Below are 21775 nucleotides of genomic sequence, written 5' to 3' on the forward strand. Positions count from 1 at the left end.
GCCCAAACCGACTCACCTCATTCGGCAACGTCAGACGTCGATGTTCCGGAGGTGCGTCGGTTGACGCGCGAGGACGTCCACACAGGTCGGAGCCCATCTCGTCGACCCGTCGGCCCCACAACACAACGGCAGAAAAGTTTTCCGCGACGACGTTCGGGCACGCTGGCGCCGGAGGCACCAGGGCGAGCGAGGCACGCGATGCTCTCGGAAACGCGACGCGCCCGGGTGCGGGTGGCACCCGGGCGCGTACGGCGGCGCTAACTACTTCTTGCCGGCGGCCTTGCCGTCGCCGGAGTCGGAGGAGAGGGCGGCGATGAAGGCCTCCTGCGGCACCTCGACCCGGCCGACCATCTTCATCCGCTTCTTGCCTTCCTTCTGCTTCTCCAACAGCTTGCGCTTACGGCTGATGTCGCCGCCGTAGCACTTGGCGAGCACGTCCTTGCGGATCGCCCGGATGGTCTCCCGGGCGATGACCCGGCTGCCGATGGCAGCCTGGATCGGCACCTCGAACTGCTGACGCGGGATCAGGGTGCGCAGCTTGGCGGCGATGGTGACGCCGTAGTTGTACGCCTTGTCCTTGTGCACGATGGCGCTGAACGCGTCCACCGGCTCGCCGTGCAGCAGGATGTCCACCTTCACCAGCTCGGACGCCTGCTCGCCGGAGGGCTCGTAGTCGAGTGAGGCGTAGCCCTTGGTGCGGCTCTTCAACTGGTCGAAGAAGTCGTAGATGATCTCCGCCAGGGGCAGCGTGTAGCGCAGCTCCACCCGGTCGGCGGAGAGGTAGTCCATGCCGAGCAGGGTGCCGCGCCGGCCCTGGCAGAGCTCCATCACGGCGCCCACGTAGTCGTTTGGCGTCAACACTGTGGCCCGGACGACCGGCTCGTACACCTCGGCGATCTTGCCGGTCGGGTACTCGCTCGGGTTGGTGACGACGATCTCCTCGCCGTCGTCAGTGATCGCCCGGTAGACGACGTTCGGCGCGGTGGAGATCAGGTCGAGGTTGTACTCGCGCTCCAGCCGCTCCCGGATGATCTCCAGGTGGAGCAGGCCGAGGAAGCCGCAACGGAAGCCGAAGCCGAGCGCGCCGGAGGTCTCCGGCTCGTAGTCCAGGGCGGCGTCGTTGAGCTTGAGCTTGTCCAACGCCTCACGCAGGTTGGGGTAGTCGGACCCGTCGATCGGATAGAGGCCGGAGTAGACCATCGGCTTCGGGTCCTTGTAACCACCCAACGCCTCGGCCGCCGGCCGGCTGTTGATGGTGACCGTGTCACCGACCCGGGACTGCCGGACGTCCTTCACACCGGTGATCAGGTAACCGACCTCGCCGACGCCGAGCGCCTCGGCCTTGACCATCTCGGGCGAGATGACGCCGATCTCCAGCAACTCGTGCACGGCGCCGGTGGACATCATCTTGATCCGGTCGCGGGCGCTGATCCGGCCGTCGATGACCCGGACGTACGTGACGACGCCGCGGTACACGTCGTACACCGAATCGAAGATCATCGCCCGGGCGGGCGCGACGGCGTCACCGACCGGTGGGATGAACTGCCGAACGATCTCGTCGAGCAGGTACGGAACGCCCTCGCCGGTCTTGCCGGAGACCCGGATGCAGTCGGCGGGGTCACCGCCGATGAGGTGAGCAAGCTCCTCGGCGTACTTCTCCGGCTGCGCGGCCGGCAGGTCGATCTTGTTGAGCACCGGGATGATGCGCAGGTCGTTCTCGAGAGCCAGGTAGAGGTTGGCCAGGGTCTGCGCCTCGATGCCCTGCGCGGCGTCGACCAGCAGCACGGCACCCTCGCAGGCAGCCAGCGACCGGGACACCTCGTAGGTGAAGTCCACGTGCCCCGGGGTGTCGATCATGTTGAGCACCGCGTGCTCGCCAGCCCGCTCACCCTCACGGATGGTCCACGGCATGCGAACGGCCTGGCTCTTGATCGTGATGCCGCGCTCGCGCTCGATGTCCATCCGGTCCAGGTACTGGGCGCGCATCTGCCGGGGGTCGACCACACCGGTGAGCTGCAACATCCGGTCGGCCAGGGTCGACTTCCCGTGGTCGATGTGGGCGATGATGCCGAAGTTCCGGATGCGACCGGGGTCGGTGGAACCAGGGGCGTTCGCGCCGGGATCGAGCTTCGGTGGCACAGCGGTCCGTTCTGGTCGGCTGACGTGAACAGGCCGGCGCGCCGCCGACCCCCTCTATGTTCCCACGCCGCCGGGGTGCGCCCACTGCGCGGGCGATGGAACGGCCCGAGGACCCCTCACTCCATCGGCGGCTCGACGAAGAGCGCGGCCAGCCGGGGCAGCCGGCGACGCGCCTCGTCCTCGTCGTCGAAGTCCCAGAAGTCGTTGAGATCCGGCGTCCGCACCGGGTCGCGGTCCGCCGGCAACTCGGTGGCGGTGGCCTTGCGGTACGCGTCCCACGGCACCGAGAGCATCTGCTCGGCGGAGAACTCCTCGCCGCTGAGGGAGGCCGCCCGCACCTGGGGCAACTCGGCCAGCGAGTCCGGTTCGGCGACCGCGCGGGCGAAGACGGCCCGACCCTGGGTCATCAGCCAGCCCCGGAAGTGTTCGAAGCCCTCAGCCGAGGCACCACCGTTGATCAGGTACGCCGCGCCCCACAGATCCGCCTTGTGCGAGGCGGCCAGCACCCGGGTCTGGTGCCGCGCGTACCCGATGATGTCCTCGGGGTCGCGCTCGGCGAGCAACGCCACGGCCCGCGCGGCGACCGGGCCGGGCTCACCCCCGCCGCCGGCCCGCGCCTCGTCGATCAGCTGCCAGAAGTCCTCGGTCCTCATGGCTTGGCAGTCTGGCAGTGTCGCCGTGCGTCGCGCACGTACCCCGGGGCAGCATGGTGGGATGTCCCCTCCCCTGCTGCCCCCGGTGCCGTACCACGCGAGTGCCCTGCGCCCGTCGTGGCCGGCGTTACCGGCGGCGCTGCGGGCCGCGATAGCCGAGCGGCTCGGCGCGCCGGTGGTCACCGCCCGGGTCGCGGGCGCGGGCTTCACCCGCGGGTTCGCCGCCGTGCTCGACACCGCCGACGGTGGTCGGGCCTTCGTCAAGGCCGCACCCGCCGCCGAGCAACCGCATCTGGTCGACTGGTACGCCCGAGAGGCAGCGATCCTCGACCGGCTGCCGGCCGATCTGCCGGCGCCCCGCCCCCGGTGGACCCTCTCCGCGGCCGGCTGGTTCGTGCTCTGCACCGACGCGGTCGACGGGCACACCCCGCACCTGCCCTGGGTGCCCGCCGAGTTGGACGCCACTCTCGCCGGGTACGCGCGGATCGCCGCCGCCCTGGCCGACCCGCCGGCCGAGCTGACCGCGCTCGGCCTGCCGCACCTGGCCGACCTGGCCCGGTCGGACATCCTCTGGTGGGAGGAGGTCGCCGCCGGTCGGGAACCGACCCCACCACTGCCCGCGCCGCTGGTGGGCCGGCTGCCCGAGCTGGTGGAACTGGAGTCCCTCCTCCCCCGGTACGCCGCCGGCGCGACCGGCCTGATCCACGGCGACCTGCGGGTCGACAACGTGCTGATCGGCCCGGACGGCCGAGCCTGGTTCTGCGACTGGACCTGGGTCTGCTCCGGGCCGGCCTGGTTCGACCTGGCCGGTCTGCTGCTCACCGCGTACGCCAGCGGGCTCGACGCGGACCGGCTCTTCGCCACGCACCCGGCCACCGCCGGCGCGCCCCCGGACGCGCTGGACGCGACGCTGGCCGCGTTGGCCGGCTACTACCTGACCGGCGCTGCGGCGGCACCGCCGACGGCCTCGCCGCACCTGCCCGCCCACCAGCGGTGGAGCGGCGAGCAGTCACTCGACTGGCTGGCCCGCCGCCAGGGCTGGCGGTGACGCTGACCAGCCTGAAGCGGCCTGGACTCCCGGTCACGCGTACCGGCCTGCCGCCAGGGCTGGCGGTGGGCCGCCGCCGTGTTCGAGGGCGTAACCTGGTCGCCGACGGGCCGGGTCCGTCGCGCGAAGGCCGAGCCGTTTTGGCTCGTCCCGGGCGACCTGGTAACCTGGCTCTTCGCGCAGCGATGACGCACGTTCGTCATCACGCGCAATAAGCTGACCAACCCGAGCTATCAAGACGAGGCTGTCGCGTGGCGAACATCAAGTCCCAGATCAAGCGCAACCGGCAGAACGAGAAGGCCCGGCTGCGCAACAAGTCGGTCAAGTCGTCGCTGAAGACCGCCGTCCGGAAGTTCCACGAGGCTGCCGAGGCCGGTGACGTCGAGAAGGCGACCGCGCTCATGCTGGACGCCTCGCGCAAGCTGGACAAGGCCGTCAGCAAGGGCGTGATCCACTCCAACCAGGCCGCGAACCGCAAGTCCGCGATCGCGAAGCGCGTGGTGTCGCTCTCCGCCTGACGACTTCACCGTCAGACTGATTCGGAAAACCCCGGGCCCCAGGCCCGGGGTTTCCGTGTGTCCAGAGGCCGGTCGTTCCGTGCGGCCGGCCGTTCCGTGCGGCCGGCCGTTCCGTGCGGCCGGCCGTTCCGTGCGGGCCGGTCGTTCCGTGCGGGCCGGTCGTTCTGTGCGGGATGCGGGCAGCGTTTCTCCCGCCGGCCGTCCCTGGGCGTGGGCTCTGACGGATCGGCGGTCAGTCTGAGGGGTTGGCCCGCCGGGGCGGTGGCACCGGGTCCGCGGTGATCACCACACCGGGAACGCTGTGCGAGATCCACTCCACCCGGGCTCGGCCGACCACCGGTTCCATCTGCCGGCGAAACCGGTCCCGTTCCTGCTCGGGCACGAGCGCGGCGGAGCGGACCACGATCGCGGCCACCATGTCGTTGAGCTTCACCATGGCGGCCACCACGACCGGCAGCACCAACACCGCCCACCAACTGACCAACTCGGCGAGGGCGAGTAGCACCGCCAGGGCGATGGCACCCTCGAAGAAGAGGAAGCACAGCACGCCGCCGGGGTTGACGAACCGCAGGCCGAGGAGCCGGGCGTAGAGCGGCCGGTAACGCTCCTCGTCCACGGGAATAGTGGCCCACGCTGGGCGGTTCGCCCCCGTCACCTGGCGCTGCCCTGCCGGGCCGCCGCGACTGAGAAGACCGCACGCTCCAGGGCGTACGCCCTGTCGTCGGAGCCGCCCTTGACGGCCGCGTTGCACTCGGCGGCGACCTGCATGGCCCGGACCAGGCCCTCCGGTGTCCAGCCCCGCCCCTGCCGCTGCGCCCGCTCGATCTTCCAGGCGGGCATTCCGAGGCTGCTGGCGAGCTGGTACGCGCTACCCCGTCCGGCCGACGCCACCCTGGCCACAGTGCGCACCCCGTCGGCCAGGGCATCGGCGATGGGCACCGGGTCGACCCCGACGTGCAGGGCCCAGCGCAGCGCCTCGAGCGCCGCCGGCACGTCGCCGACCATTGTGGCGTCCGCCACCGTGAAGCCGGTCACCTCGACCCGGCCCCGGTAGTAACGGGAGACCGTTTCGGCGCTGATTCGCCCATCGGTGTCGGCGACCAGTTGGGAGCAGGCGGCGGCCAACTCGCGCAGGTCGTTGCCGACCGCGGCGATGAGCGCCTCGGCGGCGTCGTCGGTGCACTTTCCGCCGGCCCGCCGGATCTCGTCGCGGACGAAGGCCACCCGGTCGCGGTGCCCTTTGAGCTTGGCGGCCGGGACCACCGTCGCGCCGGCCGCCCGCAGACCGTCGGCGAACGCCTTGCCCTTGGCGGCGCCCAGGTGCAGCACCAGCAGTTGGACCTCCGGGTCGGGATTCTTCGCGTACGCCAACAGCGCGGCGACCAGGTCCTTGCGGGCGTCCTGGCCGGAACGCAGGATCAGCAGCCGTCTCCCGCCGAACAGCGAAGGGCTGAGCATCTCGGCGATCTCGCCGACGGTGAGCGCGCTGGCCTGGTACTCGCGGACGTCCACCTCGGGGTCGACACTACGAACCTTCGCGACAGCTTCGGTGACCGCGCGCGTGGCGAGCAGTTCCTCGTCACCGAGGACGAGCAGAATGGGGGCGAGGCTGGCGGGGGTCACGCCGCCCATATTCGCACGGCCTGCGGCGGGATCGTGCCTGCTCATTCGCTGCTTGATCGGCGCAGCCCGCACACAGCGCAAATCCAGACATCCAACTCAATTCTCCGCTTAATCCGCAAGTCGCCCGATTAACCGGAGATCCGTTCTTGATCCAAACGCGGTCAGGGAAACCGTGGTGTCGGACCGCCGCTGATACACCCGAGGTCAGCAATCCCGAGTCGATCAGCGACCGGACGGTCAGCGCGGGCCAGGCCGTCGGCCCACGACGCCCCGGCTGCCGGCCCGCGAGTCAGAGCCGCCGGCCGGGGTCAGGGCTGGCGGGGGCTGGCGGCCCTGGGGTCAGGGCTGGCGGCCCTGGGGTCAGGGCTGGCGGCCCTGGGGTCAGGGCTGGGGTCAGGGCTGTCTGCCCGCTGGCACACCTCGCCGGGCTACCGCCAGACCGACGCCCGTTCGGACCGCCGCCACGTCGCCATCCGTGTCGGTGCGCAGCACCCGCACCCCGCCCCTGCCCAGTTGGGCGAGCAGCGCCGGACTCGGGTGCCCGTAGGTGTTGCCCGTGCCCACCGGCACGAGCGCCACCGTCGGCCGCACCGCGTCGAGGAAGCCCTGGTCCTGGTACGCCGACCCGTGGTGCGCGACCTTCAACACGTCCGCCCGCAACTGGCCGGGGGCCGCCCGCGCCACCATCGCGTGCTGCTCCTCGGTCTCCGCGTCGCCCGCCAACAGGATCCGCACCCCGGCCACCGTGGCGCGCAGCACCAGCGAGTTGTTGTTCGGATCGGACCTGGTCCCGGCCAGCGGGTACGGCGGGCCGAGCACCAGCAGGTCGACCCCGCCCACCGGGTGGCGAGCGCCGGCCGCCGTGGTCAGCAGGGCGGCCCGCCCGCCGGTGGCCGCCGCCCGAACCAGGTCCCGACCGCTCTCCGGGTCGGTGGACGACGGCGTCAGCACGGCACCCACCCGTCGCCCCCGGAACACCCCGGCCACCCCGCCCACGTGGTCCGCGTGGAAGTGACTGATCACCAGCAGGGGCACCTCCCGTACGCCGAGTCGACGTAGGCAACCGTCCACCGCACCCGGTTCCGGCCCGGCGTCCACCACCACGGCCCGGCCGGGGTCGACCGGGAGCACCAGGGCGTCGCCCTGCCCCACCGCGCAGGCCACCACCACCCACCCGGCGGGCGGCCAGCCGGCGGCCACCAGCCGAACCGGCAGGGCACCCAGCACGGCGGCGACCCCCACCACCGCCACCAGCCGGCGTACGAGTGGCCGGCGCACCGCGATCAGCAGCGCGACGGTCAGCCCGGTCAGCAGCAGGGCACCGGGCACGCCGCCCGGCCACGGCAGGGTGCCACCTGGCAGTCGAGCACCCTGTCGGGCGATGACCACCAGCCACCAGGCCGGCCAACTCGCCAGCCACGCGACGAACTCGGCGCCGGCCGGCCAGATCGGCGACACCATGGCCGCCAGCACGCCCAGCACTGTCGCTGGTGCGATGGCCGGCACCGCCAGCAGGTTCGCCGGCACCGCCACCAAACTCACAGTGCCGGAGATCCCGGCGACGACCGGACCGCAGGCAAGTTGGGCAGCCGCCGGCACGGCCAGCGCCTCGGCCAGCCCAGGCGGGACGCCTCGCCGACGCAATCCGTCCCGCCACCGCGGCGCGAGCAGCAGCAGGCCACCGGTGGCCAGCACGGAGAGGGCGAACCCGGGATCCCCGGCCAACTCGGGGTCGACGAGCACCAGCACTGTCACGGCGGCGGCCAGCGCGGGCAGCGCCGCCCGAGGTCGACCGGCGGCGAGCGCGGCGAGCCCGATCGCTCCCATCGTGGCGGCCCGTACGACGCTCGGCGACGGGCGGACCAGGATGACGAACCCCACCAGCGCCACCGCACACAGCGCGGCGGCGAGCCACGGGCCGGCCCGCGACCACCGGGCCAGCAACAACACCGCACCCACCACGATCGCGACGTTGGAGCCGGAGACCGCGTTGAGGTGTGTCATCCCGGTGGCCTGGAAGTCCGCCTCGACGGCGGGTGGCAGTCGGCTGGTGTCGCCCACCACCAGACCGGGCAGCAGCCCACCGGGGTCGTCGGGCAGCGGCGCGCAGGCCCGTTGCAGGCCGGTACGCAGCGTCCCGGCGGCGCGCTGCGCCCAGGACGGCGCGCCGTGCCGGTCCGGTGGGCCGTTGGTGCTGAGCACCGCCGCGGTGAGGTCGCCGCCGCGCGGAACGCCGAGCCGGCCGTCGACGGTGAGGCGCTGGCCGGGCAGCAGACCCCGCCACGCCGCGTCGGTGGCCAGGACGAGCAGCCGCACCGACGCGTGGATCCGTCGGCCATCCGGGCCGGTGAGCCGGACCAACTCGGTCGACACCAGCAGCAACCCCGGCCGCCCGGCGCTCCGGATCGGGCGCGGGTCGTCCCGGACGACCAGGTCGGCGGTGATCGGAGCGCGTTGCTCGGCGAGGGCACGGATCGCCGGCGCGTCGCGAACGGCGAGTCGGGCGGCGGTGGCCGCACCACCGCAGACCACACCGAGGCCGACCGCCACGGCCACCCACCCGTAGCGCCGCACCATGGCTCGGGGACGGCCGAGGCGGCCGAGCAGATGTGCAGCACCAATTGCCGTCAGACCGGCCCCCGTGCCGGCCACCAGCAGCGTGGCGCGGCTGCCAAGGTGCAGGCCGGCGAGCGCCGTGAGCCAGGCCGCCACGGCGAGCCCAGCCAGTCGCAGATCCGGCGGCCCGGACTGAGCCCCGCCAACCGGTGGCGCGGCCTGAGCCGACTCAGCCGGCGGCCCGGGCTGGGCCCCGCCAACCGGTGGGTCAGCGGTTACGGAGAACCCGCTCACACCGTCACCAGGTCCTTGAGCTGCTCGTAACGGGCATCGCCGATCCCGTCGACCTGGCGGAGGTCGCCAACGGACTTGAACCCGCCGTGCTGATCTCGATGGCTGAGGATCCGTTGGGCGAGCACCGGCCCGACCCCGGGCAGCGCGTCGAGCTGCGCCAGCGTCGCGGTGTTGAGGTTCAGCGGCCCGGCGGGAACCGCACCGCCCGCCTCAGGCCCGGCCGCACCGCCCGGCACCGGCGGTGGCGTCACCCCGACCACGATCAGCTCGCCGTCGGTGACCTTGCGGGCGGGGTTGAGCAGCGCCACGTCGACCCCCGGGAGCGCGCCGCCGGCCGCCTGCACCGCGTCGGCGAGTCGGGACCCGGCCGGCAGGCGTACCAAACCGGGTTTTCGGACCTTGCCCGCGACCGCCACCACCAGCTCGGCCGAGCTGGACACGCTCGGATCACCCGCCGGTGCGGCCGACGCGGCGTCGCTGGCCAGCGGGGCGACCGGCTCCGACTGCGGCCGGGCCTGCCAGGCCCAACCTGCCGCACCCACTACCACCACCACGGCGACCACCGCCAACGCCCGCACACCGCGCCGCCCAGGGTCGAACGCCGACGGGCCGGGCAACCGCGACTCGGGCGGGACCGCAAGGCCGTCCGGTGCTGGCTCCGCGACCGATGCCGCGAGCTGGGACGGCAACATGCCACCCGGGGTTGCGTCCACGAGCGGCGCACCAAACGGGGGTACGCCCGCCGCCGACGCCTCGGGCCGGGGTAACGGTGCGACAACCGTCTCCGTCAACCGGCGCAGGCGCTGGCGTACCTCTGTCTCCTCGTCGTGCGACACAACGCGACGCTATGACGGCGGCCGAGACGGTGGAGTGCGACGGCACCGCCCTGTGGATGGCCAACCTCACTGTGGACAACTACCTGATCAAGCATCGATTTGCTAAGGGGTCAGCATGTTGGGTCTGGTCTGGTCGGGGCCGGCCCCGGACGCCAGAGGAGGAACCGAGCTGCGTTTCAGGGTTGGGGGCGGGCCTGGCGTGGCGAAGGCTCCGAGCCCGACGGACCGGATATCCGGCGACCGGTCCTTCCCCGCGTACGCTTCCGCCGCGGCCGAGTGCCAGTCTTGGCAGCAGCGCGTCCAGCAGGTCGACGCCGCCTTAAGCCTGTCGTTCCGTCACCGTTGATCGCGCGTCGGCCGGCGGCCAGCGTGCTGAGCACAGCGGTGATGGCAAAGATGCCCAGCCAGAGGGGCCACCCGCTCTCGCTTTCGACGAGTTCTTCCGGCAACCGCGGGTCGACCAGGCCCTGGGGATCACGCACCACAGTGACTCGTTGCCCCACTGCCCCTTCTGGCTTGTCCGAAGCCCCAGTGGGATTCCCTGGCCACCGCCCCAATTCCCCGGGAATACGCTGGTTGTGCTGATCGGCGAGGGTGTAGTGAAGCCGATGAACCTTCCCCGTGTCATCGCGCAGGGAAATGACAGTGGCTACGACCCGCTCGCCGCGATGCGTGAGCACAGCCGACCAGAATCCCTGGGCAACAACGAGCATGAGAAAGGCACTGACCAGCGAAGCGAGGACCAGCAGAATCACGTGCGGTGGCATCCCGGGCGAGGTCACCCGCACGGCCACCGCCAGGGAGACGCACCACAACAAGAGGGCTGGGATGATGGTGTCCTCGGCTCGGATCCAGGTTGTCGCTCCCACGGTCCCGACCGCCTCGGTGACGGTGAACACCACCAGGTACACCCCGGCCAACGGGTTGACCCACCGACGAACACCGGCAGCCCTCATGGGCGCAGCGTAGGTCCGGTAGGCAACGACTCAGGTATTGCGCGCCAGGCCGGAGATGCAGAACTCGGCGAGGACGACGAAGAGGACCGGCCAGGGCGGGCAGACCGGATACCTCAGGAGTGCTGAAGTCCAGGAGCACCCGGTCACTGTCTCACTGTATCCACTGTCTCAGTGTAGTCAAGTTCTCACTATCTCCACCTTGCTGCGTTGCCGCCTTGTCTCGATCACGCCCAGGCTGGAAACATGATCTCCGCTGAAGTCCAGGAGATCCGCTCATGCCGACGAGACCACCGCACTACCGCCGCGTGGCGGATGACATCGAGCAGAAGATCCGCTCGGGCGAATACTCGCCTGGCCAACAACTGCCGTCGGTGTCCGAGATCGGCGAGCTGTACAACGTGGCACGCTCCACGGCCTATCGAGCCGTCAAGGAGCTGCACGAGCGAAACCTGATCTACGGTCAGCAGGGCCAGGGTGTCTTCGTCGCCGACAGCTAGAAGGCGAGCGATCTAGGCGGTCAGCGGGCCTCTGGGTCGAGGCCGAGTACGGCCCGTCCGCCGTCCACCGGCAGCGTCACGCCGTTGACAAAGCTCGCCGCGGGCGACAGCAGGTACGCGACCGCCTCGGCCACCTCCTCGGCCCGCCCGATGCGGCCCACCGGGTGCAACCGGGTCAGCTCGGCGTCGATCCACTGGGCCTGGCTGGGCTCCTGGGTGGCGAGGAATTCGGCGTGCCGCTCGGTGGCGATCGAGCCGAGCGCCACCGCGTTGGCGCGGATGCCGTGCCGCCCGTACTCGACGGCCAGTGCCCGGGTCAGCCCTTCCACCGCGGCCTTCGCCGTCGCGTACGGCAGGGCACCGGAGACCGGTCGGCGGGCCTGGTGCGACGAGACGTTGACGATCGCGCCGCCGGCGGCGCGGGCCAGGAAGCGGCGGACGGCGACAGCGGCGCCCACCACGGCCGGGCGCAGGTTCAACCCGATCAGGTCCAACACCGTGTCGGCCGACGCGGTGTGCAGCGTGGCATCGCGGAAGACCGCCGCGTTGTTCACCCAGCCGGTCAGCGGCGCGGCGCGGTCGGCCAGCTCGGCGGCGCGCTCGGCCACCTGCTCGTCGGCGGCGTCGCCGACCACCGCGACGAGCCGATCGGCGGCCGGATGGTCGGCCAACCAGTCGACAGCGTCGGCGTCGCGTTCCAGTACGACGATGGTGGCGCCCGTCGCCAGCAGCCGTTCCACCACGGCCCGGCCGACACCGCGACCACCTCCGGTCACCACGCATGACGTGGGCACGGCTCAGCCCTCCGGCCGGCGGTGGACGACCACGCAGGCCAGGCCCGGCCCGGCGTGCGCGGCGACCACCGCACCCGCCTCGGAGACGTACGTGTCGTGCAGCCGGTCACCGAACCGCTCAGTCAGCGCGGCGCGCAACGCCTCGGCCCGTTGCGGCGCGGCCAGGTGGTGTACTCCGAGATCCACGTCGTCGCCGTCGGCCGCCTCGACGGCCAGGTCCACGAGACGGGCCACTCCCCGGCTGGCGGTGCGGACCTTCTCCCGCAGCACTATCGCCCCGTCCGGCATGTGCATGATCGGCTTGACGGACAGCGCGGTGCCGACCAACGCCTCGGCCGCGTTGATCCTGCCGCCCCGGCGCAGGAACTCCAACGTGTCGACGTAGAACCAGACGGTGGTGCGGGCGGTGGCAGCGAGCGCCGCGTCGCGTACCGCGGCAAGGTCGGCGCCGGCCTCGGCGGCGGTGGCGGCGGCGATGGCCGGAAAGCCCAGCCCCATGCCCGTCGAGCGGCTGTCCACCACCTCGACCCGGCCGTCCAGGTCGGCGGCGGCGAGCCGGGCGGCCTCCACCGTGCCGGACAGCGCGGCGGAGATGTGCACCGAGACGATCCCGTCGGCGCCGGCGTCAAGCAGTCGGCGGTAGGTCCGGGCGAACTGCTCGGGCGCCGGGCGGGAGGTGGTAGCGCTGACCCGGCGGGCGCTCAGCGCCAGTGTGGCGTCGGCCGGCTGGGTCTCCACCCCCTCCAGCCCTTCCGCGCCGTTGAGCACGACTGTCAACGGCACGACGGTCAGCCGGTGCGCCTGCACCAGCTCGGGTGGAAGGTAGGCGGTGGAGTCGATGACAACCGCGACGGGCATGCCCGGCACGCTAGCCGATCGAGGCCCCGAACGCCGAGGCGCGAGTGCTCAGACCGCGTCGACGGCGACCGGGGCGGTGATCAGGCCGACGTTGTGCGCCCGCAACTGCCACCCGCGGACGTCGTCGTGGCGCAGCTCGGTCCAGTGGCAGTTGGCCAGCGAACCGACGGTGCGCAGCACGGCAGTGTCCCAACCGAGCAGGTGACCGATGCCCTGCCGGGAGCCGCCACCGTGAGTGGCGATCACCACTGTGCCGCCCGGGGCCGCGTCGGCCGCCTCCGCTAGCGCGGCGCCGACCCGCTCCCCGAGGTCGTGCAGGGGCTCCAGATCCGCGCCCGGGTCGGGGTCGCCGGCCCGCCAGCGGGCGTACTCCTCGGGGAAGCGCTCGGCGACCTCGGTGAGGTGCAGACCCTGCCACTGGCCGAAGTGCCGCTCGCGCAGCCGGGCGTCGGTGCGTACCGGTAGACCCGTCAGCGCGGCGAGCGCGGCGGCGGTGTCGGCGGCGCGGCTCAGGTCGCTGGCCACGATGGCGTCGGGCCGCAGCCCCGCGAGCAGCGGGGCGGCGGCGCGGGCCTGGTCGCGGCCAAGCTCGTTGAGGGGTACGTCGGTCTGCCCCTGAACGCGGTTGGCGGCGTTCCAGTCGGTGTTGCCGTGCCGCCAGACGATCAGCCGGGTCATTCGGCGGCGGCGGACCCGCTGGCGTCGGCCTCGACGAGGTCGCGATCGACGAACGGGATGGTGGGGCAGTCCTTCCAGAGGCGGTCGAGCCCGTAGAACTCGCGCTCCTCGGTGTGCTGGACGTGCACCACGATGTCGACGTAGTCGAGCAGCACCCAGCGGCCACCACGCTCGCCCTCGCGCCGCACCGGCTTTGCCTTGTCCGGCAGCTCCAGCAGGCTCTCCTCGATGGCGTCGACGATGGCCAGCACCTGACGCTCGTTGGGGGCAGCGGCGAGCACGAACGCGTCGGTGATGGCGAGCTGGTCGCCGACGTCGATGATCGTGATGTCCTGCGCCTTCTTGTCGGCGGCGGCCTGGGCGGCCGCGATAGCCAGCTCGTGAGCGCGTTCGGAAATCGTCACCGTTCTCCTTCGATCAAGCGTGCGATCCTCCAAGCGTCTCATACCCGGCGGCACCCCGATCGTCCAGTTCTGGTCGGTTAGCGCCACGAACCTGGGCATAACGGGTGCGCTCAGCGCTGATAGAGGCTCCGCTTGGCGATGTACTGCACCACACCGTCGGGCACCAGGTACCAGACCGGCTCGCCTCGGGCGACCCGAGCGCGACAATCGGTCGACGAGATGGACATCGCGGGCACCTGGATCAGACTGACGGTGTCCGCCGGGAGGTGCTTGTCACTCAGCGGAAAACCGGGCCGGGTCACGCCGATGAAATGCGCCAACTCGAAGATCTCGTCCAGGTCCTTCCAGGACAGGATGCGTTGCAGGGCGTCCGCGCCGGTGATGAAGAACAACTGCACCTTCGGGCCGTATTCAGCCTGAAGGTCGCGCAGCGTGTCGACCGTGTAGGTCGGCCCACTACGGTCGATGTCCACCCGGCTGACCTGGAAGCGGGGGTTGGAGGCGGTGGCGATGACGGTCATGAGGTACCGGTCCTCGGCCGGGCTGACCGGCTCGTCGGCCTTCTGCCACGGCTGACCGGTGGGCACGAAGACCACCTCGTCCAGGCCGAACCGGTCCGCGACCTCGCTGGCCGCGACGAGGTGCCCGTGGTGGATCGGGTCGAAGGTGCCACCCATGATCCCGATCCGCCGGATATCTTCCTCCACCCGATGATCGTAGGCCGAGCGTCCTGGCCGACCGTCCCGGCCCGGCACCGTGATCAACTCGGCTTCCTGAAAGTCGGCCCATCTGGGAGACCCGGACACCGCGAGTTCAAGAAAACCGAGTCAATCAAGCGAGGAGCACCGCGCGTAGGGGGTCGTAGCATTCTGACCGTCGGCGTATATTCGTCGGCGAGTAACCGTCGACGAGCGAGGGGGTCATCGTGCCGAAGCGGCGCAAGGTCGGCAACCTGCTGGCGTTGGCCGTGCTGTCCGCGCTGGTCCAGCGGCCGATGCACCCGTACGAGATCGCCACCGCACTGCGTGCCTGGGGCAAGGACCAGGACATGGAGTTCAAGTGGGGGTCCTTCTACACGGTGATCGGCAACCTGGACAAACACCACCTCATCGAGGCGGTGGAGAGCGTGCGCGAGGGCCGACGCCCGGAACGCACCGTCTACCGGATCACCGATGCCGGGCGGGCGGAGCTGGTCGACTGGGCCCGCGAGCTGGTCTCCACCCCGATGGCGGAGCATCCCCGCTTCCGGGCCGGGTTGTCAGTGCTCGCCGCGCTGCACCCGGACGAGGCCACCGGCCTGCTGCGGCAACGACTCGATCTGGTGGAGGCCGCGATCCGCCAGGACCGCGAGACCCTCGACGCGCACCTGCGAGAGATCCCGCGGCTGTTCCTGGTGGAGTCGGAGTACGACCTCGCCATGCGGGACGCGGAGGCCGACTGGCTGCGGGCACTGCTCGCGGAGCTGACCTCGGGGAGCTACCCCGGGTTGAGCACCTGGCGGGCCTTCCACGAGACCGGCGAGATGCCGGCCGAACTGACCGAGTTGGCCGAAAGAACGCACACCTCGAACGCCAACTCCGACACCCCACCCACCCACACCCCGGGGCCCAGCGCCGACAGCGCCGAAGGCCCCGACAGAAGCAGCCGCAGCGCCGACAGCGCCGGCTGAAGAGCGGCCCCGGCGAGGTGCGCCAACACCTCACCGGGGCCCTGACCCCGAACCGACGCCTGGGAAGGCACCCGGCCCGAAGCGGCAATCACGAGGATAACCGGGCTCCCTCCCAGGTCCGCGCGTCCGCGCGCCGACCACACAAGGTCCGCGCGCCCGCGCCACCGACCACACCCAGGGAGAGAGCATGACCACGGTACGAACCGCGATCGTCATCGGCGGTGGTATCGCCGGACCGGTGACAGCGCTCGCGCTGCGCCGCGCCGGCATCACCGCAACCGTCTACGAGGCGTACCCGACCACGGCCAGCGGCATCGGCGGCACCCTCGCCCTCGCGCCCAACGGCGTGGCGGCTCTGCGTACGGTCGGCGCGCACGAGGCGGTGACGGCGATCGCCACACCAATCGACAGCAGCGCTCTGGCCGTCGGCCGCCGCCGCATCGACATGCCCACGCTGACCGGGGTACCGCCGCTGCACGTGGTGCACCGGGCCGAGCTGTACCAGGTGCTGCACGACCAGGCATTCGCCGAGGGCGTGCCGTTCGCGTACGGCAAGCGGCTGGTCGACGCCGAGCAGACCGGCGACGGCGTGACCGCACGCTTCGAGGACGGCAGCACCGCGACCGCCGACATCCTCGTCGGCGCGGACGGCATCCGCTCCACGGTCCGGGGTCTCATCGACCCGGCCGCGCCCGGTCCCCGGTTCACCGGGCTGCTCGGCTTCGAGGCGGTCGCCCGGCACGAGGTGGACGCCGAGCCGGGCATCATGACGTTCGCGTTCGGCCGACGCGGCTACTACCTGTACTGGCCGGAGCCCGGCGGCGGCACCCGGTGGGGGGCCAACCTGCCGCAGCAGCGACCGATGAGCCTCGTCGAGGCCCGGGCGGTACCGGCGGAGCAGTGGCTGGACACGCTGCGCGCCACCTACGGCGACGACGACCCAGGCCGGGAGTTGGTCGCGACCAGCAACGCCGACGACCTCCAGGTGGTCGGGTCGTTGCAGATCATGCCGCCCGTGCCGCACTGGTATCGGGGCCGGATGGTGCTGGTCGGCGATGCGGCACACGCACCGTCGAACAGTTCGGGACAGGGCGCGTCGTTGGCCATCGAGAGCGCTGTGCAACTCGCCCGCTGCCTGCGCGACCTGCCGGACACCCAGGCGGCGTTCGCCGCGTACGTGCGGTTGCGTCGTACCCGGGTGGAGAAGGTCGCGGCCCGCGCGGCCCGGATCAACCACGCGAAGGCCCCCGGTGCGGTCGCGCGGACGCTGATGCCGTTGTTGATGCCGCTGATGGTGCGCACGGTGCTGGACCCGGAGAAGACCGTCGCCGACGAGCAGCGCTACGTCATCGACTGGGACGCGCCGGTCACGGCGGAGCCCGCCCTGCGCTGAGCGTGGCTGCGGGGTGGCCGGCCAGCCACCCCGCAGCGCGCCGCCCGCGCCGGGCCAACCCGCGCCGGCCGCCCTGCGTCGGACCGCGCGGGCAGCGGTCAGGCCGAGGCGGCGGCCACCGCCGTCCGGGCGACCAGCGCGCGACGCAGGTCGTCGTCGGCGTCGGTCACCACCCGGCGCAGGCCGGGGGTCAGGTCGTCGCGGGCCAGCAGCGCCGCGGCGGCCTCCCGGGTGGGCTGCGCCACGGCGTAGCGGGGGAACGCCAGGGCGGCCACCCGGTCAGCCGTCCAGGGGGTACGCCGCTGCGCGGCGGCCGGCATCTCCGCGAAGTACCGATCGACGTACGCGGCGGTCAGGTCGGCCTGCTCGGGTTGCCAGAACCCCTCGGCGATCGCCTCCAGCAGCCGACCGGACAGCGCGGTGTCCCGCAGGATGATCTCCCAGGTCGCCTGCTTCGCCACCGGGTCGGGCAGCGCCGCCCGACAGTGGGCGGCCCGTTCCGCGCCCGTGGAGCTGTTGTCGGCGGCGGCCTCGATGGCGATCTCCGCCTCGCCGGCGGCCCCCAGCACCACCAGGCGGCGCAGCACCGCCCAGCGCAACTCCGCGTCGACCTTCAGACCGGCCGGCACGTCCCGGCCGGCGAGCCAACCGACGAGCAGATCCGCGTCGGTGGTCGCGGCGATCCAACCCCGTGCGGCGGCGAGCTGCAACGACTCCCCGGCCGGCGCGCCGTCGAGCAACTGCTGGCATGCCCCGGCGACCCTGGCCAGCGCCGTGGAGCGGGTCAGCGGGTCGAGGTAGCGGTCGACCAAGGACCGGCTGAGTGTCAACACGTCCTCCGCGATGATCACCTCGGTCTCGGCGGGCAGCGCGGCGGCCATCAGGTCGACCAGGCCGGTGACCGGGCGCTCGCCGTCGGTCGCCGCGTCCAGTGCCTCGCGCCAGAGCACCGCTCGCGCCAGCGGGTCGGTCAGACCGGGCAGCATCTGCGGGACGGCGTCCACCGACGCCGGGTCGAGGCGTACCTTCGCGAAGGTGAGGTCACCGTCGTTGAGCAGCAACAATCGGGCCGCCGGCTCGCCGGTCAACGCACCGAGCACGGTGCGGCCTCCGTCGGCGTTCGGGTCGATGTCCACCTCGTCCCGCCGCCCGATGCCGTCAGTCGAGTACCGGCCCACGCCGATCCGGTGTGGGCGCAGCACCGGGTGAGACTCGGGCGCGGTCTGCACCACTGCCACCTCGGTGTAGCGACCGTCGGCGTCGACGGCGACCTCGGCACGCAGCGTGTTGACCTGCGGGCGGCGCAACCACAGCTCGGCCCAGTCGGACAGGTCCCGCCCGCTGCTGGCGGAGAGGCTGGCCAACAGGTCGGCGAGGGTGGCGTTGCCGAAGCGGTGTGCGGCGAAGTGCGCGTTCAGGCCGGCGAGAAAGGCCTCGTCGCCGAGCCACGCGACAAGCTGCCGCAGCACGCTGGCGCCCTTGGCGTACGAGATGCCGTCGAAGTTGAGCAGGCCCGCCTCGGCGTCGACGACCTCCTGTGGGGCGATCGGGTGGGTGGAGGGCCGCTGGTCGGCGGCGTAGCCCCAGGCCTTGCGCCGCATGGCGAAGGTGGTCCAGGCCTGGTCGAAGCGGGTCGCCTCGGCGGTGACCCGGGTGCCGAGGTACTCGGCGAAGGACTCGTTCAACCACAGGTCGTCCCACCAGCGCATGGTGACCAGGTCACCGAACCACATGTGGGCCATCTCGTGGGCGATGGTGCCCGCCCGCTGCTCGCGCTGGGTGTCGGTGACCGCCGAACGGAACACGTAGTCATCGCGGAAGGTGACCAGGCCCGGGTTCTCCATCGCGCCGGCGTTGAACTCGGGCACGAACGCCTGGTCGTACTTGCCGAACGGGTAGCGTTCGGTGAAGAGCTGGTGGAACCGGTCCAGGCACTGCCGCGTGATGGTGAAGATCTCCTCGGCGTCGGCGTCGAGGTGATCGGCGAGCGACCGGCGGCAGTAGATGCCCAGCGGTATGCCTTCGTGCTCGGCCCGCCGAACGTGGTACGGCCCGGCGATCAGCGAGAAGAAGTATGTGGCCAGGGGCTCGCTCGGGGCGAACTCCCAGCGCCCGGGGGCCGGGTTGGCGGCCAGCTCGGCGTTGCCGGCGACGACCCACTGCGGCGGCGCGGTGACCGAGAGGGTGACCGGGGCCTTGAGGTCGGGCTGGTCGAAGGCGGCGAAGATGCGCGGCGCGTTGTCGAGGAAGGACTCGGCGTAGAGGTAGGTCTCGCCGTCGGCCGGGTCGACGAAGCGGTGCATCCCCTCCCCCGTCTTGGAGTACGCCATCTCGGCCTCGACGACGAGCGTGTTCTCCTCGGCCAGGTCGTCGAGCGGCAGCCGGTTGTCGGTGAGCAGGCCGGGGTCCAGGTCGCGGTCGTTGAGGCGTACGCCACGCAGTTTGGCGGGCGTGACCTCGACGAAGGTCGCGGCGCCGGCGGTGGCCCGGAACCGGATCTCGGCGCGGGAGCGGAACAGGTCACCGTCACCGGTCAGGTCGAGGTCCACCTGATAGGACTCGACAGTAATCGCCGCGCCACGCGCGGTCGCCTCTACACGGGTCAGGCTCGGCATCCGCTTATCCTGCCCGATGGGGATCGGCACCCGGTCACCACACGACCCTCGGCACTGGAGGAAAGAACCATGGCGCAGCACCCCAAGGGCGACTTCGACCTCTCTCGGGCGGTCTGGCAGCGGGCCGAGGGGGACACCTCCGACAGCGCCGTCGAGGTCGCCTTCGTCGACGACCTGATCGGGATGCGCAACTCGGCCGAGCCGAACGGCCCGGTGCTGGTCTTCACCCAGGCCGAGTGGGATGCCTTCGTGGCCGGCGCGCAGGACGGCGAGTTCGACCTGGACTGACAGTGCCCGCCGACCCGTCGGTGGTGGATCGCCGTGCCGGTGCCCGTGGTCGGGACACCGGCACGGCCACGCTGGCGGGTCGGCCGGCACACCCCCGGATCGGCAATCCGGGGCTGGGGGTCAGCCATCGCCGGGGCCGTCGCCGTCGCCCCAGCCGAGGCCACCCGGGCCCGGGGCGTGGTGGAAGCCCGGATGGTCGGCCACGTCGACGCAAAGTTCGCCGTCCGGGCCGACAGCGCCGCAGAACAGCCGCTCGGCCCGCTGCCAGGCGTCCGCCGGTGACAGGGCCGCCGCACCGAGTGCCACCTCCGAGCGGAGCAGGCTCAGTGCCTCCGCGTACGCCACGGCCAACTCGCGGGCTTCGGCCGGGCCGGGCGCGGTGAAGCCCAGGTGCACTGTGAAGAACCGGTGCGGCCGGGTGGGCCGCCGCGGCGGCCCGATCAGTGACCGCCCGTCGCGGCCTGCGCCGAGTGCCCCGGCCGCTCGCCGCTGCCGCCAGTGCGGCGATCTGTTGTCGCGCATTCGCCCTCCCCGTGCTCGTCCCACCAGCAGCAAACCAGGTTCCGCCGCCCCTGGGAGGGGCCAGCCGGGCGGGGTTCAGCGGCGTGGACGGGGGTAAGCGCACCGGTAAACGGCGACCAGCCGCACCTGCGCGTGAGGAGACCCGATGGCGACCATGCCGGCCGACCGCAGCCCGGACAGCACCCTCGCGCTGCTCCGCGCCGGTTACCGGTTCATCGGCGAGCGCTGCGAGCGGTACGGCAGCGACGTCTTCAAGACCCGGATCCTGCTCGCCCCGACCATCTGCCTGCGCGGCCGGCCGGCGGCGGAACTGTTCTACGACAACGACCGCTTCCAACGCGCCACAGCGATGCCGCTGCGCGTGCAGCGAACCCTGACCGGGCGGGGCGGGGTGCAGGGACTGGACGGGCCGGAGCACTCCGACCGCAAGGCCATGTTCATGTCGATCATGACACCGGCGGCGATCCAACGGCTCGGTCAGCTCTTCGACGACGAGTGGCGGACCCGGGTCGCCGCGTGGGAGGGCGCCGGCCCGGTGTCGCTCTATGACGAGCTGGGCCGAATGCTGACCCGGGTGGTCTGCGCCTGGGCCGGGGTGCCGCTGCCCGCGTCGCAGGTCGAGCGCCGCGCCGTCGAGCTGCACGCCATGATCGAGGCGCCGGCCGTGCTGGGACCCCGGCACTGGCGGGGACGGCTGTCCCGGTACCGCGCCGAACGCTGGCTCGCCGACCTCATCGAACGGACCCGGGTCGGTTTCGCTCCGGCACCGGCCGGTAGCGCCCTCGCCGTGATCGCCGAACACCGGGACGGGCTCGGCACCCTCCTCCCCGGGCGGATCGCGGCTGTGGAGTTGCTCAACGTGCTGCGCCCGGTGGTCGCCGTCGATCAGTACATGACCTTCGCCGCGCTCGCCCTGCACGACCATCCGGCCTGGCGGGAACGGGTCCGTGACGACGACGAGGCCACCGAGCACTTCGTCCAGGAGGTTCGCCGCTACTACCCGTTCTTTCCGATCGCTGCGGCCCGGGTCCGGCGGTCGTTCGACTGGCAGGGCCACCACTTTCCGCGCGGCCGGCGGGTGCTGCTCGACCTGTACGGCACCAACCACCACCCGACGCTCTGGCCGCAACCGGAGCTGTTCCGCCCGGAGCGGTTCGCCGACCGCCGGGTGGACCCGTTCGAGTTGATCCCGCAGGGCGGCGGCGACCACTGGGCCGGGCACCGCTGCGCCGGTGAGTGGATCACCATCGACCTGATGAAGCGGGCGGTCACCAACCTCGTCACCACCATGCGCTACGACGTTCCCGTCCAGAACCTGGCCCTGGATCTGCACCGGATGCCAGCGCTGCCGCCCGTCGGGCTGACCATCACCAACGTGCGCCGCGCCGGCTGACCCCGCCCCGTCGATCCCAGCGACCGGCGGGGCGGGTACGC

At 71.9% G+C, this 21775-nt stretch carries 21 protein-coding genes; 7 read left to right on the top strand and 14 right to left on the bottom strand.

The features are described 5' to 3' along the window. Positions 1 to 261: 261 nt before the first annotated feature. Together lepA and OHB44_RS27170 are read right to left on the bottom strand one after the other, a co-directional pair. Complete coding sequence (lepA, locus tag OHB44_RS27165) at positions 262 to 2139, bottom strand: translation elongation factor 4 (protein WP_266304652.1); 1878 nt, start codon at positions 2137 to 2139, stop codon at positions 262 to 264. Between the two features lie 116 nt (positions 2140 to 2255). Continuing rightward, positions 2256 to 2792, bottom strand: a complete 537-nt coding sequence (locus OHB44_RS27170; RefSeq protein WP_266304651.1) for a DUF4240 domain-containing protein — start codon at positions 2790 to 2792, stop codon at positions 2256 to 2258. Positions 2793 to 2853: 61 nt separating this feature from the next. Here OHB44_RS27170 and OHB44_RS27175 point away from each other — a divergent pair, with 61 nt between their 5' ends. Together OHB44_RS27175 and rpsT are read left to right on the top strand one after the other, a co-directional pair. Beyond that, positions 2854 to 3840 carry a phosphotransferase family protein gene (locus tag OHB44_RS27175; RefSeq protein WP_330438637.1) on the top strand — a complete coding sequence of 329 codons (987 nt, stop codon included), beginning with the start codon at positions 2854 to 2856 and terminating at the stop codon, positions 3838 to 3840. A gap of 251 nt (positions 3841 to 4091) precedes the next feature. Then, positions 4092 to 4358: a 30S ribosomal protein S20 gene (gene rpsT / locus OHB44_RS27180; protein ID WP_030491765.1), complete on the top strand. Its 267-nt coding sequence runs from the start codon at positions 4092 to 4094 to the stop codon at positions 4356 to 4358. Positions 4359 to 4590: 232 nt separating this feature from the next. On the opposite strand, the gene OHB44_RS27185 is transcribed toward rpsT, so the two are convergent. The 5 genes from OHB44_RS27185 to OHB44_RS27205 form a co-directional block, all read right to left on the bottom strand. After that, the gene (locus tag OHB44_RS27185) at positions 4591 to 5013 is read right to left on the bottom strand and encodes a hypothetical protein (protein ID WP_124856751.1); all 423 of its coding nucleotides are present in this window, start codon (positions 5011 to 5013) and stop codon (positions 4591 to 4593) included. Continuing rightward, positions 5010 to 5990: a DNA polymerase III subunit delta gene (gene holA / locus OHB44_RS27190; RefSeq protein WP_266304649.1), complete on the bottom strand. Its 981-nt coding sequence runs from the start codon at positions 5988 to 5990 to the stop codon at positions 5010 to 5012. Before holA ends, OHB44_RS27185 begins: the two co-directional genes overlap by 4 nt. A gap of 384 nt (positions 5991 to 6374) precedes the next feature. Next, positions 6375 to 8831, bottom strand: coding sequence for a ComEC/Rec2 family competence protein (locus tag OHB44_RS27195; RefSeq protein ID WP_330438645.1), 2457 nt, complete (start codon positions 8829 to 8831; stop codon positions 6375 to 6377). Beyond that, positions 8828 to 9667 carry a ComEA family DNA-binding protein gene (locus OHB44_RS27200; RefSeq protein ID WP_330438647.1) on the bottom strand — a complete coding sequence of 280 codons (840 nt, stop codon included), beginning with the start codon at positions 9665 to 9667 and terminating at the stop codon, positions 8828 to 8830. Before OHB44_RS27200 ends, OHB44_RS27195 begins: the two co-directional genes overlap by 4 nt. A 176-nt stretch (positions 9668 to 9843) precedes the next feature. After that, positions 9844 to 10623 carry a hypothetical protein gene (locus OHB44_RS27205; RefSeq protein ID WP_330438649.1) on the bottom strand — a complete coding sequence of 260 codons (780 nt, stop codon included), beginning with the start codon at positions 10621 to 10623 and terminating at the stop codon, positions 9844 to 9846. A gap of 275 nt (positions 10624 to 10898) precedes the next feature. Here OHB44_RS27205 and OHB44_RS27210 point away from each other — a divergent pair, with 275 nt between their 5' ends. After that, positions 10899 to 11120 carry a GntR family transcriptional regulator gene (locus tag OHB44_RS27210; RefSeq protein ID WP_091409860.1) on the top strand — a complete coding sequence of 74 codons (222 nt, stop codon included), beginning with the start codon at positions 10899 to 10901 and terminating at the stop codon, positions 11118 to 11120. Between the two features lie 20 nt (positions 11121 to 11140). On the opposite strand, the gene OHB44_RS27215 is transcribed toward OHB44_RS27210, so the two are convergent. The 5 genes from OHB44_RS27215 to nadD form a co-directional block, all read right to left on the bottom strand. Further along, on the bottom strand, positions 11141 to 11914 hold the full coding sequence (locus OHB44_RS27215; RefSeq protein ID WP_330438651.1) for an SDR family NAD(P)-dependent oxidoreductase: 774 nt from the start codon (positions 11912 to 11914) through the stop codon (positions 11141 to 11143). A gap of 3 nt (positions 11915 to 11917) precedes the next feature. Then, positions 11918 to 12772 (bottom strand): DegV family protein, encoded by an 855-nt coding sequence (locus OHB44_RS27220; protein ID WP_266304645.1) that lies wholly within the window; start codon positions 12770 to 12772, stop codon positions 11918 to 11920. Positions 12773 to 12820: 48 nt separating this feature from the next. Next, positions 12821 to 13450: a histidine phosphatase family protein gene (locus OHB44_RS27225; RefSeq protein ID WP_266304644.1), complete on the bottom strand. Its 630-nt coding sequence runs from the start codon at positions 13448 to 13450 to the stop codon at positions 12821 to 12823. Further along, positions 13447 to 13854: a ribosome silencing factor gene (gene rsfS / locus OHB44_RS27230; protein WP_210785344.1), complete on the bottom strand. Its 408-nt coding sequence runs from the start codon at positions 13852 to 13854 to the stop codon at positions 13447 to 13449. The genes OHB44_RS27225 and rsfS overlap by 4 nt, the downstream gene beginning before the upstream one ends. Positions 13855 to 13964: 110 nt before the next feature. After that, complete coding sequence (gene nadD / locus OHB44_RS27235) at positions 13965 to 14561, bottom strand: nicotinate-nucleotide adenylyltransferase (protein ID WP_030336528.1); 597 nt, start codon at positions 14559 to 14561, stop codon at positions 13965 to 13967. Positions 14562 to 14779: 218 nt separating this feature from the next. Here nadD and OHB44_RS27240 point away from each other — a divergent pair, with 218 nt between their 5' ends. Both OHB44_RS27240 and OHB44_RS27245 read left to right on the top strand, forming a co-directional pair. Then, positions 14780 to 15523: a PadR family transcriptional regulator gene (locus OHB44_RS27240; protein ID WP_330438659.1), complete on the top strand. Its 744-nt coding sequence runs from the start codon at positions 14780 to 14782 to the stop codon at positions 15521 to 15523. A 187-nt stretch (positions 15524 to 15710) separates the two neighbouring features. Continuing rightward, the gene (locus tag OHB44_RS27245; RefSeq protein WP_330438660.1) at positions 15711 to 16916 is read left to right on the top strand and encodes an NAD(P)/FAD-dependent oxidoreductase; all 1206 of its coding nucleotides are present in this window, start codon (positions 15711 to 15713) and stop codon (positions 16914 to 16916) included. 98 nt (positions 16917 to 17014) lie between these two features. On the opposite strand, the gene pepN is transcribed toward OHB44_RS27245, so the two are convergent. Continuing rightward, positions 17015 to 19531, bottom strand: coding sequence for an aminopeptidase N (gene pepN, locus OHB44_RS27250; RefSeq protein WP_330438662.1), 2517 nt, complete (start codon positions 19529 to 19531; stop codon positions 17015 to 17017). Positions 19532 to 19600: 69 nt separating this feature from the next. On the opposite strand from pepN, the gene OHB44_RS27255 reads away from it, so the two are divergent. Beyond that, positions 19601 to 19819, top strand: coding sequence for a DUF397 domain-containing protein (locus OHB44_RS27255; protein ID WP_124817462.1), 219 nt, complete (start codon positions 19601 to 19603; stop codon positions 19817 to 19819). Positions 19820 to 19939: 120 nt separating this feature from the next. On the opposite strand, the gene OHB44_RS27260 is transcribed toward OHB44_RS27255, so the two are convergent. After that, positions 19940 to 20341, bottom strand: a complete 402-nt coding sequence (locus OHB44_RS27260; protein ID WP_238685108.1) for a hypothetical protein — start codon at positions 20339 to 20341, stop codon at positions 19940 to 19942. Positions 20342 to 20486: 145 nt separating this feature from the next. On the opposite strand from OHB44_RS27260, the gene OHB44_RS27265 reads away from it, so the two are divergent. Next, positions 20487 to 21734, top strand: a complete 1248-nt coding sequence (locus tag OHB44_RS27265; protein ID WP_266304640.1) for a cytochrome P450 — start codon at positions 20487 to 20489, stop codon at positions 21732 to 21734. Positions 21735 to 21775: the final 41 nt, after the last annotated feature.

Source organism: Micromonospora sp. NBC_00821 (genome assembly GCF_036347035.1).
Classification (GTDB): domain Bacteria; phylum Actinomycetota; class Actinomycetes; order Mycobacteriales; family Micromonosporaceae; genus Micromonospora; species Micromonospora hortensis.